This window comes from Paenibacillus sp. MMO-177 (assembly GCF_037147795.1).
GTDB lineage: Bacteria > Bacillota > Bacilli > Paenibacillales > Paenibacillaceae > Pristimantibacillus.
Window position 1 is genome coordinate 826,232 of record NZ_JBBCUR010000002.1, and the last position, 13,350, is coordinate 839,581.

General features: G+C 49.9%; 7 protein-coding genes. 1 reads left to right on the forward strand and 6 read right to left on the reverse strand.

What is annotated here, in order from left to right; all coding sequences use genetic code 11:
• Window positions 1-75 precede the first annotated feature (75 nt).
• The 4 genes from WFK81_RS09435 to WFK81_RS09450 all read right to left on the reverse strand — a co-directional run bounded on the left by WFK81_RS09435 (window position 76) and on the right by WFK81_RS09450 (window position 7,599).
• Complete coding sequence (locus tag WFK81_RS09435; RefSeq protein WP_336786157.1) at window positions 76-1,815, reverse strand: extracellular solute-binding protein; 1,740 nt, start codon at window positions 1,813-1,815, stop codon at window positions 76-78.
• 116 nt (window positions 1,816-1,931) lie between these two features.
• Window positions 1,932-3,383, reverse strand: coding sequence for a response regulator transcription factor (locus tag WFK81_RS09440; protein WP_336786158.1), 1,452 nt, complete (start codon window positions 3,381-3,383; stop codon window positions 1,932-1,934).
• Window positions 3,358-5,160, reverse strand: coding sequence for a cache domain-containing sensor histidine kinase (locus WFK81_RS09445; RefSeq protein WP_336786159.1), 1,803 nt, complete (start codon window positions 5,158-5,160; stop codon window positions 3,358-3,360). Before WFK81_RS09445 ends, WFK81_RS09440 begins: the two co-directional genes overlap by 26 nt.
• A 54-nt stretch (window positions 5,161-5,214) precedes the next feature.
• The gene (locus WFK81_RS09450; RefSeq protein ID WP_336786160.1) at window positions 5,215-7,599 is read right to left on the reverse strand and encodes an alpha-L-arabinofuranosidase C-terminal domain-containing protein; all 2,385 of its coding nucleotides are present in this window, start codon (window positions 7,597-7,599) and stop codon (window positions 5,215-5,217) included.
• Between the two features lie 170 nt (window positions 7,600-7,769).
• Between WFK81_RS09450 and WFK81_RS09455 the strand changes: the two genes are divergently transcribed.
• Window positions 7,770-8,624 (forward strand): helix-turn-helix domain-containing protein, encoded by an 855-nt coding sequence (locus WFK81_RS09455; protein ID WP_336786161.1) that lies wholly within the window; start codon window positions 7,770-7,772, stop codon window positions 8,622-8,624.
• Between the two features lie 73 nt (window positions 8,625-8,697).
• Here the strand turns inward: WFK81_RS09455 and WFK81_RS09460 are convergent, their stop codons facing one another.
• Both WFK81_RS09460 and WFK81_RS09465 read right to left on the reverse strand, forming a co-directional pair.
• The gene (locus tag WFK81_RS09460; RefSeq protein WP_336786162.1) at window positions 8,698-9,237 is read right to left on the reverse strand and encodes a GNAT family N-acetyltransferase; all 540 of its coding nucleotides are present in this window, start codon (window positions 9,235-9,237) and stop codon (window positions 8,698-8,700) included.
• 141 nt (window positions 9,238-9,378) lie between these two features.
• On the reverse strand, window positions 9,379-13,188 hold the full coding sequence (locus tag WFK81_RS09465; RefSeq protein ID WP_336786163.1) for a discoidin domain-containing protein: 3,810 nt from the start codon (window positions 13,186-13,188) through the stop codon (window positions 9,379-9,381).
• Window positions 13,189-13,350 lie beyond the last annotated feature (162 nt).

Here is a 13,350-nt window from a genome sequence, read left to right on the forward strand (position 1 = left end):
GACTCCCTCCTGCTAAAGGGCGGACCGTGCCGAAGCTTCCGATTCGGCTTTGACACGATCCCCTTCGTTCCTTAGTTAAGAATTGATGCCTTTAATCGTTGTGCCGTAGCTTTCCTGCTGCTTATGGAACTGTTCGTTGATTTTCGCATTGATATCGTCCAGTCCCATCTTTTTCACTTGAGCGATCATATCGTCATAGAGCTTATCTCTTGATGTCTCGTCTTTAGCCAGAATAATCTTGGATATTTGAGCCTCGAGATAGGTTTTAATTTGCAGTTGATCATTGGCCAGCTTGCTGCCCGCTTCAATGAAATTGCTAGGCATAATCAGCGCGGAAGAATCGTAAATCTCGGAGTTTTTGCCGATTGTCGTCTGTACCTGCATCGCCATAACGCTGTCTGCCCCTTTATTGGAGGTTGGAGCAACCGTCGCATGATCATGCCAGGCAATATTGTGGAACGGCCAGAACGCGAATACGCCTGTCTTGGAATAATCGGCCGCATCCTTCAAACCTTGCTCCGTCTGCACGACAAGTCCGTTCGCGTCCAGCGTGTAGTCGGTTCCTTCGAAGCCGTAATAGTTGAGTATGAGCCCTTCGTCACTGGTCATGAAATCAAGCAACTTGGCAATTCTCTCCGGGTTAGGCGCATCCTTTGAAATAAACGTATTCATCCAGCCCGTTCCTGCTTTCAGAGAGCGGCCTGCTACCGGCTTTGTCCCCTCATTCGACATCATCGGGCCTGGCGTAATCCATGTACCGACCGCATTCTCGTCCGTAAATCCGGTATTTGCGGAGTTGCCGATGAAGCTGAATACCCTGCCAGTCTTGACGGATGCCTTTATGGATGTATCATCCACCGTCATCTGGCTTGGATCAAATGCGCCTGCTTTTGCCGCTTTGTACAGGAAATCAAGCGCATGCTTCGTTTCCGGAGCCAGGATAACGTCGCGGTAATTGCCATCCTTATCGACCGGCATAGCGCCAAACATGGCTTCCAGCGTGCCAAGGGTGCTGCCATGTCCTGTCCCGCCAACCGATAAACCTTGATAATCTTTTCCGTTAATCAGCAGCGGAACAACAGGCGCTCCATCGATTTTCAGCCCCTTCACTTTCTCGAAAGCCGCAAGGACTCCGTCCTCCGTTTTTAACTCCTCCTCCTTAATACCCGCTTGCTTCATAATCTCCTGATTAAACATAATCGAGTTGTTATTCCGGTACTTTGCGGCATCCGAATAAAATTCGCTTGAAGGCGGGTAGATCTCTCTAGCATCCTGCGTATCCATATGGCTCGGATAAGCATACCAGCCGCCGTCGCGCTCGATTAAGGCTTGCTTCAAATCCTGCGGAAAATTCGTCAGAAGCGGAGAGGATGGATTATATTTCTTCAGAAATTCGTCCAGATTCCATACTTTGCCCGCGTCAATCAGCTTCTTCTCCAGCGTGCCGTCCGTCAGCGTCATAATGTCCGGCAGCTTATTGGACGAGACAAGCATCAGGCTTAATTTCGTTCCCGCATCCTGAGCCGGAATGTTGAATTCGAACGATAAGCCGGTCTTGCTTGTAATTGTCCCTTCTACCGAATTGGGATCCGAATTCCATGGCGACGGCGGATTCCATCCGCTTACGTCAGAAAACCACGTCAGCTTGACCGGAGCCGTGTTCTCCGCCGTACTGCTGGAGGACGGTTCCGCAGAATTGGCTGGCACATTATTCATTCCTTCCTGGCTGTTATTCGGTTGATTCGAACTGCAGGCTGAAAGCGCTATCGAACAAGACAATAGCATGACCGTCCACAAGCTGTAATGCTTTCTCATACCTTTGTTCCCCCTTAAGACTTATAATGGCTCTTACCCTTCCCATCATAGTTGGATCCAGCCCTCAGCCATATGTTTGTAATTTTGCAAATTGGTGCGGATTGTAGATAGCGCTTTCATAACTTTCTGAATTTGCTTGGCGTTAACCCGACATGCTTCTTGAACAGCTTGTTGAAATGAAAATAATCTTTGTAGCCAACCCGCTCCACAACCTCGTGAACGGATATAGAGCTTTCCTTCAGCAGCTCTTTAGCAAGCGCGATTCTTTTGCCCGTAATATAGTCCGAATAAGAGGTTCCCGTCTCCTTTTTAAGCAGGAAGCTAAGATAGCTAAGGCTCAAATTAAAACGTTTGGCGATAGCCCCCAGCATAATATCCTCCGTAAAGCTTGAATCGATATAGTCCATTACCGCTTTAACCTGCCCGCTTATTACCGGGAGATCAGGCTTACCTTCCAGTTCGAAGCCATTTTTCAACCTCTCAAATACGGCATCTATCGAAGAATATGTCCTTGCCAGCTGATCGTAAGTCAGAAATTCTATATCCTGCTGCGAGCTTGCCTGGCTGTAATACTTATGGATAAGCGAAATGATCTGATTGTACACGCTGGCGAATTGGTCCAGCTGCATGCCCCGGCATTGCTCCATCAGCCGTTGAAGGCATTCCTGCATACCCGATAGTTTTCGTTCTTTCATGCTCAGCTCCAGCTGCAGCATAGTTCCCGAGATCCCGGCGGCCATTGCCTCATTCTCTTTATAACGGACAATCCGTTGATCCGGATAAAAGCATGAAGTGAATAACGCGATATCCGCCGCATGAAACATCTTTGAAAGCGGATAAGACAAATCAGCCGGCATACTGATTCCGATATGGCTCGCATCATTAAGACTGCCGGTTATAAAATCCAACAGCTCCTTGGCATGCAAGGCTTCATCATACTGCAAAATATAGGACAGCTTGTTTGAGCCCGTTCTCATGACATGGGCATTCATCTCAGGCATTTCCGCAACTCTCTCGGAGGAATCCGTCGCCGTAGCATACGGAAATAGAGCATTGATGAGCAGAACATTTGGATGCTCCGGCTTTATCCCCCGATTGAACATATACTGACCGATCGTAGTATGACCATCGGCATCCAGCAGTTCAAACAAATCGTTAAGCTGTGCATCGGGGTCGCCGGCATCCAGCTTTTTTTGCTCCAAATAGCCTCTCAAACGCCCGATCGTTTCGAGCAGCTGTTCCTTCTCGATTTGCTTAAGCAAATAGTCGAATGCGCCAAGCCGCAACGCCTGCTGGGCATATTCAAATTCGGAATACCCGCTCGCAAGAATAACTTCCGTCTCGAGCTTTTGCTTGGCTATTTCATTCAGCAGTTCAATTCCGTTAAGCCCCGGCATCCGGATATCCGATATTACCGCTTCGGGACGATGCTCCTCAATAAACCGCAAAGCCGATGAACCGTCGTAAGCTTCGCCAATAACCTGAAACCCTTCCGACTCCCAATCAATAAGCTTTGATATGCCGTAAGCGACCCAAGGCTCATCATCCACGATTAACACGCGATACATGTTCGTTTCCTCCCTCGTTGACGTGCGGTGGGAAAGAAATCCTGACGCACGTCCCTTTATTTAACACGCTGTCAACCTCAAGCGTTGCAGCATCGCCATAGAATAAAAACGTGCGGTTGTAGATATTGGAGATTCCGATCCCCTTTTGCTTCCCTTGTTCCCCCGAGACAAATTCCTGAACGCCGGTAAAGCCTTCCCTTATTTCTTGCAGCTGGCTCTCACTCATGCCGTAGCCGTTATCCTGAACAAGAACATGGATCTGGTAATCGGCGGATCTATGGATATCGATCAACACCTCTCCTTCGCCCAGCTTCCGTTCCAGCCCATGAAATACCGCGTTTTCAACAAGCGGCTGCAATAACATTTTGAGCATCGTCTCGTTCAGCAAATTCTCTTCGCAGCGGGTAACGATCTTAAACCGCCCTCTGAAACGAAAATCTATTATTCTCGCATATTCCCTAATGTGGGCCAGCTCCTCCGCAATCGTCACAAAGTTGCTCCCTTTCACCGCATAGCGGAACATGCGCGACAGAGACTCCGAAATATCCGCAATATCGCGGACATCATGGTAAAAGGCCATGGCGCGGATGCTTTCCAGCGTGTTATAGAGAAAATGCGGATTGATCTGGTTCCGGAAGGCCGATATTTCCATTTGTTTTTTGGCCAGCTCAATTTCCAGCATCCGGATTTGGGTAGATCGGACCTCGTCGCTTAGCTCGCTGATATCGTCCAGCATATTGTTCAGCTTTTGGCCAAGCACGCCGATCTCGTTTTTATGAACGACCTGATAGCGGCTATCCTCTCCGTTTTTCGGATAGGATTTGATGAAATCCATCAACGATTTAATGGGCTTGAGTATCCGGGTGAAGAAAATAAGCAGGAACATGCACAGAATGCCGAACATAATGGCGTAGGTTGTAATATTAATCCGTTTAACCGTTCCCAGCTCGTTAAGCAGCTCGCTCTTCGGAATGATACTGATCAGCTTCCAGCCGGAAGGAGCAAGCGTAATCGACTGGACGATAAATTTCGAGTTCGCCTTCCACTTGCCTACGTTCACCGAATCGCTGCTGGACACCTTGCCTTCGCTTGTTAAGATATGATCGTTCCGGTCCAATAGCATAACCCGGGAGTTGGCTGTAACTTTTGCGCTTCTCAGAATCGGGCTCAGGTTAGAGACATCCATCACGTAACGGCCGGTGCCCCGGTATTCCGTTGCGATATGGTTGCTGTCCAGTCCGTAGATCGGAGCCGTAATGATGTAAAAATGCTCCGTCGGACGGTCATCCAGATTAACCAACCCGGAATAGGACATCGTCTGCACGGGTGCCGTCGTCTCGTCCTGGCCCTCGCCAAGCCTTGTCATCAGCTTCCCGCTTCGGTCATACAGCTGAATCCCTCTAATATTGGATTTCATCGACATCGTGTTGGCGAACACCGACAGCACTTCGCGGTTTATTAATACCCGGTCCAGCATATCGTCCGCTTTGATATAAGTCTGCACGGTAGGGCTATAAAACAAGAAGGTCGAGATTCCCTGCATGTCGCTGTCGAAGCTCGTCATCTTCTCGTTCACCTGCTGCAGGATGGTATTGACGGACGCGGTTACCTTCCGTTCGATAATTTGCTGGGCAATGCGGTTCGTAATGATATACGTAATAAGCAGCGTGACCAGCATAAGCGCAATCAAGATCAAGATCTGCCTCATTAAGCTGGGCTTCCATATCCGGTTCAGCATAACGATCCCCTTTTCGAATAACAGCTGTATGGATCTCAAATAGACGAAACAACAAAAAAACCGCTTTTTAGGCGATTTTTTCGAAAACTTGCTTTATTTCACTCTAAATACCGTAATGGAATGCTTGGGAAAATCGTACGCAAACCGGTTGCCTTGGACACGGATACGGCTCTGCTTCGGGGATACCCGGTCAGGGGCTTCGAATGTATTCTCGTCATCCAGCGAATGGCCGGACATCTCGTGGATATCAACATTCAGGAACGGTTTCGGCAAATCTTCCAGCACCAGGTCAGCTTTAACCGAGCTGCCTTGTACATTCACAACCTTTATGATGGTATCGCCGGTTGTGCGATCATAGCTGGCGGAATAATACAGAGGCTCGATGACCGGCAGCGTATCTTCCGTCTCATTAATAAGCTCGCCGTTAATCCATGCGCGTATCCGACGACCCGACACTTCCAGCTTCAAGTCGTATTCTTTATGATCTTCTACGTTAAAAAGGCTTTGAGTGAGGACGGAGCCTCTTCCATTGATATGGGAGGCAATAATCGAATCCTGATTCTGCCAGCCGCCAAACTCCCAGATTTGCTTATTCTTCTCATCCGTTTGCCCGAACTTGAGATTAAAGCCTTTAGGTCCGCTCATTCTTTGCGCTTTCAAGGTTATCGTGTAGTTCTCCCAATCCGTTTCCCCTAGATCAATTGCCTTGACCGACGTCCCGTTCCGTCTGTCTTCTTCCGTATCGGAAAGCGTGCAAGGCAAGCCACCGTTCAGCTTTTTCACTTCTCCGTTGTCGTTGTTCACCAGCACGATATCCCAATAACGGAAGGAGCAGCGATCCGTCTCAAGGGATAAAGCTCCGTTAATCGGCATCTTTATATCGGAAGGAGCAGCTTCCAGACCGCTTGCTTCGATCGTGATGAGCTGATCCCCTTGATGATGCATAAACATCTTCTGCACATAATAGTTAGGCGTGCCGTAAACCTCATGATTGTTGAACCAGATCATATCCGGCTTCCAGTTCACGTAATCGACGTTGCACAGGAGCGGTGCATAACAGGCAAGTCCTACGGCATGCGCGTTTTTCTCAAGACCCGTCATATAAGCCGCTTCGGCAAGTGCGTTATAATACGTGTTCCCCCAAGACGCATATTCGCCGAGGAACACATTCGGGTCATCCGCTTTGAAGTTGTCATAGCGATGGTAGTTGGCCAGGAACCATTCCGGCGAACTGTAATAATGCTCGTCCACCAGATCCGATTGATGTTCTCTGGCAGATTGCCAGCCGCGTTCATATTCCGTTCCCGCGGCAAATGGCCCCGAGGAGTTTATCACCTTCATTGCCGGATACTTCTCTTTGATGGCGCGATGGAAGTACGGGTATCGTTCGAAGAACGGTTCCCCAACCTCTTCGTTGCCGATTCCGATATACTCAAGCCCAAACGGCTCCGGGTGACCCAGCTCCGCGCGAATCGCTCCCCATGTAGTCGAAGCATCGCCGTTAGCGAATTCAATGAGGTCTAACGCATCCTGGATCCATGGCGACAGCTCCTCGATCGGAACGATTCGGTTGTGATGCGGATCATAGCCGCCCGGCAGAATCGGGATTGGCTTGGCGCCGATGTCCTCGCATAATTGAAAATATTCGTAATAGCCAAGACCCAGCGTCTGATTGTAGCGCCAGTTGTTCCTTCTGGCCGGTCTTTGCTCAACGGGGCCAATCGTGTTTTTCCACCGGTACATCGAATTTCGGTCATCCGGGTTCAAGGAGCCGTCATGCACGAGGCAACCGCCCGGGAAACGCATAAACTTCGGCTTCAGGTCGGCAAGCAGCTTCGCAATATCTTCTCTTAAGCCCCCAGGCCGCTTAAGATAAGTTTTCTCCGGGAACAACGATACCATATCGAGATACAGCTTCCCTTGCCCTTTTGTCAAAAGAACAAGACGACTGCCCGTATCCGTCGCGGCTGACGTTATTACAGCCTCGTATTTCATCCATTCCGATGAATGGACCTCAATGGCCGCCTCGCCGTAAACGGTACCGTCCGCCCCTTCAATCGTGACGGTCAGAGGTTCATGGAAGCTGGCGTCACGCCGCGCAAATACGGAAAATAAATAACGGTCGCCTTGCTTGACGGGAATGCCGCTGTTGAAACCAAGATTCATAAGTCCAACGCCATTCCCCTCCGCAGCAATATCAATTACGGCGTAATGAGGGTTACGCGCGTTAATCGGTTGGCTTTCCCCGATCGTTGCTTCCGCCTGTCCGCCGCCTCTTTCTACCTTCTCCCAACCCATGAAAGCATGGTAATCGGGATGGTCGATCGGATCAAATTCGAAGGAACGGTTCTGAACAAGCTCCGCGTAAAGCCCCCCATCCGCCGCATGATTCAAATCCTCGAAAAATATCCCGAACAAGTCGCCTAATTCCGCGCCTCGTTCCTTCGTGCGTACTGTTAATACCGGCTGCGTGCTCATGTCGATTGGATCCCCTTTGCCTCGTTTTCTTAAGATTCTAAGGAGTTGCCTCATCGAAAACAATTCATTATCCTGCGTTAAAACTGACCTATCCTGCTATCCATAGAGAACAACCTGTCAGATCTGATATAATTCCATCAGCATCGTCTCTACAAGGAGCTGGATACGTTATGGATTACTATAAGCTCTCCGGGCTTGGACCAAATGAAACGATCGGCGTTTTGCCCGATTACTATTTCCCGCCTTACATTACGCTTGCCCATATGTTCTCAGCCCCCAGCCATTGGGCAATCCGTAACCGGGAGATGAAGCAGTATGTCCTTCAATATGTCGTTGACGGCATAGCGGACTACCCCATCGAAGGCACGCCTTATACGACAACGCGAGGAGACCTGCTCTTCCATCGTCCCATGGAGCGGCACTCGATTCTACCTCATCCCTCGGAGCCGTATGTTTGCATTTCCATTGTTTTTCACTTTGGCCTCTCGCCATTTCCGATCCCCGAATTGTATGAAAGCAAGCATTATCTCGGCAACTATTCCGAGCATCCCATCAACAACATGCTATCCGACCTGGTCACCTCTTACAGACAACCCGGATTAATACATCAAATGCGATGCCAAAGCCTGCTGATGCGCATCTTGGCCGAAGCTTCCCAGCGTAACAAGGAAGATGCACAAGCTAAGAATGATGCCTCGAATAAACCTCAAGTCGTGCTCGTAAAAAATTATCTGCACGAACACTATACCCGGGATGTGCAACTCAAGGAATTGGAAGTGCTTAGCGGCTGGAGTAAAAACTACCTGCTGCTCGTGTTCCGCAAGTATATGGGCATGTCTCCGATGCAATATTTAACTTGGCTACGAATAAATAAGGCCAAAGAGCTGGCTATCCATTCCAACCTTACAATCAGCGAAATCGCCGAAAGCGTTGGTTATTCGGATGTCCATACCTTTGGCCGCATGTTTAAAAAGAAAACCGGTCATAGCTTAAGCCAGTTTTGCGCCAACCTCATTTATTCCTGACATTGCTCATCCAGCAAGCACACAAAGCCATCCCGCGAGGGATGGCTTTGTGACGAAAGAAAAACGAATGCTATTAAGTCGCAATCTCCTGCTGAATGACATGGCTGTTATCCAAAAAGACCGACCTTTCTACTTGATACAAATCATAGATTTGCTCGGTCTGATTGATTCGAGTATACATATACGGATTAAGCTCATTGGCTAAGGTGACATAGGGCAGCTTCTCGACCGCTTTTTTCGATCGGATATTTTGCTTGCGGATTTTTATAAATACCGTTTCAATCCCATGCTCCAGAAAAAGCTCCGTGAAAAAAGCATCCTTAGCCAGCTGGTTATACCCTTTGCCGAAATAAGGAATGCCGATCCATGTAGCCAGGAAGCCTGTATGGTTAACAATATCGTAGAGATCGATACTGCCAATGGGTTGTCCCGTCTCATTCAGAATCGTTCTTGAAATACAGGTGCCCTGCTCCTCTTCGACGATCAACTGCTTGGTTGCGAATAAATACTCTTCATACGACTGGGGTTTGTAGCGAACGTAAGGGAAAACAGAGGGATCAACCAATAAATGATACAAGGAGTGGCATTCGTGCAAATCTCGTTTTTTAATCATCGTATCTATCACCTTAGTCCTTGAAAGTCGTCTTCTCAAGTATATAAAAGGACATGAGGGATTGTATGAACGCCACGTTTTGTTTGTGTAAATCGCGCTTGAAAAAGGACCACTCCAAGTCAATCGGAGTGGTCCTTTCCTCTAATTAAAAGTTAACGCGAATCCGCTTTGCACGTAGTTCACGTTCGGATAGGCGATGTTTCTCGTAACCAGATTGTTAAACGTTGCCGATCCGTTCCCCGTATAGGTATAGATGGCCGCCCCTAAATGCGGGCCAGAGAACCTCGACGTCGTTACCCCGTCTTTGCCGGTACCGTCAATGGTCACGTTGTTAAAGACGATATTCTCGAAGCCGCCTCCGTAACCGAATTGAATCCCGTCACGCTGCGCATTAATGATATCAATGTTGGTAAAGGTCACGTTCTTGATCGAGTCATTGGAAGCCTCCAGGTCGATCGCTCCCCGCTCCCCGTTATACAAGTCTTGACTCGTACCGCTATTAATGATCGTTGTATCCGAGACCGTAATCCCCGTATTGTTCTGGAAATGATAGCCCGGGAAGACCGTATTCAGACGGACGCCGGAGCCGCCAACGGTATCGATAATCACGTTGTGGTCGGCTTTGTGTCCGCTGCCGCCAAAGAACGCAATGCCCGCCGCGCGCCAGTTGTTCTCAATCGTGTTGTAGGAGAACGTATTGTTCACGCCTGCGGGAGCGCCGTTCGTGTTACTCGTCCAGACCGCCAGAGCATCGTCGCCGTTATTGCGGAGATTGCTGTTGCGAACGATGGAATTGCTGGTGCCTTGAGCAAAGTTGACGCCATCCGCCAGATTGTTCCGAATTCGGCTGTTCTCGATCGTCAGCCCGTTCGCGTAAATCGCAGGCGTATGGGCATAATCCCCCACCCAGAAGCCGCATTCGAAATGCTCCACCCATACGTCATGGATTTTGGAGTTCGTTCCGAAATTGTCCATAAAGCCTTTGTAAATCGCGTTCTGACCGTAACGGGAACGAAGCTTCGAATTCAGGTAGACGTTACTGAAATCCAGCTTGCCTGTAATCCGGAGCGAGATCCCCCCGCCGGCTGCGTTCGGATTCGTAAACTGAATATTCGTATACCAATAACCCGCGCCTGTAATCGTCAGGTTATTGATCATATTGCTGACCGAGCCAATCTCCCACATGTTGCCGAGATGGAACGTGCCTGCAGGGATATATAACGTTTTGTTGGCCGCTGCCGCTGCGTTAACCGCAGCTTTGAAAGCCGTAAGATCATCTTGCCCATCATTGGCAATCGCGCCGTAATCGGTCACGGACACCGAATTAGCCGGTTGGGCAATTGCCGTCGGAACCTGTTCGACCTCGATGAAGTCTACCCCGTATTCGATGCTGTCATTTCCTTTCTGAATGCGAACAGTATCTCCCGGCTGAAGCGGAGTATCCAGCTTCCAATGCACCTCGTCGAAGCGGAACAACGGCCGTCCTCCGCCTGGAGCATCCGCCGGCATATCTCCCGAGAAATATTGCCAGTTATAGTAAGAGGATAACGCTACGGTCTTCACTTTCACATTGTTGACATAGACGTCAAGGGAGCCGCTTTGACCCATGCCGTCCGCCGAGTCAGGCATCGTAAAGCGCATCGTCACGCCCGCTCCGCCTTCACCTTGCCGTACTGTCCATTGCAGATAGGAACCGCTCGAAGGAAGCGCGATATATTTTTGCCCGGAAGCCTCGGATGCCGTTAATGATTGATCAAAGGTTGGTGCGGATTGCAGCGTTGCTCCGCCGCCGCGGGTTGCGTCATCCGTATCGTACCGGGTATACGGTACGCTTGCGCCACGGACCGAGTAAACAACCAGATTCGATGTGCTTACGTTATTTCCTTGCTTGGACGCCGCTTCATTGGCATCCGCTGCAATGGTTGTCGTTACGGTGTAATTGCCGTTGACGGCCGTCCAAGTGCCCGGAATGCTTACATTAGCCGAAGCCCCCGAGGCTAAAGCACCGTTATACGAGCCGCTAAACGTCTGGATTGTGGAGCCGGCCGAATTTTTCAAGGCTACGGTAATGGCATGGGAGCCGCCAGCGGAAGCTACGGTACCTTGGTTTTTCAGATTTACCGTAAAGGCAATCAAATTGCCGGCTACCGGATTGCTAGGCGTCCATGAGGTTGTTCCGGCAAAGTCGGCGCTTGCAATTGGCGCAACCACCAATGCCGCCGCATTCGTATAGCTGTTATTGTTGTCGTTAAGCTCGATGACGGCATTATTCTCGTCTACTTTCGCGCTGACCGAGTAGCTTGCTGCTGTCTTGCTGCCGATATTGACGGATACGGGAGCAGAAGCACCGGCAGCTAATGCCGCCACTGCAGCAGAACCGGCTAGCTCGTTGTTCAGGTAGAAGTTGACGGTAGTTGCCGCGGAGCCGGCATTGCCATCATTCTTAACCGTTGCGTTAAGCGTAATTGCGCTGGATTCATCCGGTGACGCCGGCGACCAGGACAAGCCCGTAATCGTCAAATCCGGATTGGCCGCAGGCGTGCCGAATACCTGGAATTCCGCGATTTGACCTGCCGGAGCTCCGGAATTGGACGCAATGTTTAATTGAAGCCGTTTTACCGTAGCCGTAACCGGAATCATCACGGTGTTGCCGGAAGCCGGGTTAAAGGTATACGACTGCGAGGAGACAAGATTGCCGAATGTTGTTGTCGTCTGATTGTGGCCAAGCACTTGAATCGTCTGGGTGCGAGTGCTCCACTCGCTCGCCGGATTCAGCTTTAATACGATGGAGGTGACATCGTAGTTTTTGCCGAGATCAAGCGTCAACGTGCTCGGGTTGCTGCCGCCTTCCCAATACGTGCCCGTATTGTTGTCGTTAGCGTTCGAAGCCACAAACGTTTGCGTATTTGAGGATGCCGTCATGGTCTTACCAATCGCGATGTTATCGGTTGCCGGCGGTGTTGGCGTTGGTGTTGGTGTTGGTGTTGGTGTTGGTGTTGGTGTTGGTGTTGGTGTTGGTGTTGGTGTTGGTGTCGGCGAGTTGGACGCTGTTACTGTGATCTCGTCGATGTTAATGTTCGCGGAGTCCCCGGCATCGTATTTGTAGGTTATCGTATTATTGCCTGCATTTAGCGTAAGCGTCTCTACCTTGGTTCCCCAAGTATCCCAATTCGCCAGATTTGGCAGCGTTGTTTGACGAATCTTTGTGCCATTGACGTAAATGCTGACGGTTCTCGAAGCTCCGTTGGCATTGGCGTATTTCAAAGCGACGTCATAACTACCGGCGGAAGCTACGTTTGCGGTAAAAGCAGCCGATGCCCCTTGCGTCCAGTATCCGTCAACGAAGCCGGTACCGGAGAAGCCCGTATGATCGGTATTTACCTTGGCCCCGCCCGACAAAACGGTGGATTCCGCTTGATATGTACCGGGTGCTGCCGGAGTGCTCGCTCCATAAATTTCGAACTCGGATAACTGGGCTGCCGGCCATCCGGTATTTGCCGTAACATTCAGACGGACGTAACGGGTGCTTGCCGCGGCAAAGTTGATCGTAACCGTGTTGTTCCGAACGGCCGGATCAAACGCGTAATTGGCGGAAGCAACGATGTTCGAAAACGTCGAGCCGTCCGCGCTTCCTTGGACTGCCAGGGTTTGCGTCCGCGCTCCCCAGCCAGCGGGCAGCTTCAGTACAATCTGATCGATGCTTGCAACGGCACCTAGATCAACCTGAATCCATTGCGGGAACGCGTTATTCGCGCTTTCCCAATAAGTAGCCTGATTACTGTCTTTCACGTTGCTTGGCATGTACGTTTGCGATTGTCCGCTTGCCGTAATGGTCTTGCCAAGGGTGAGATTCGTTCCTCCCGCAGCGGATACGGGTTCTCCAATGGATGCTAACAGGCTTGTGATCAGCAGCGTAGCAATTAACAGCCACGCGATATGCTTGTTGCGCATTCTATTCCTCCTCGAATGATAACTCTGATTGGCCTTTCAATTGGAAGCGATTACAAGTTGTCCCTTAACGGTCCTCCTTTCATTGGCATATCACTAATTATAGGAAGGATAAGGCTATTGGAATAAGATGCAAATCTACGGAAAATGTATGTAATTCCAAGA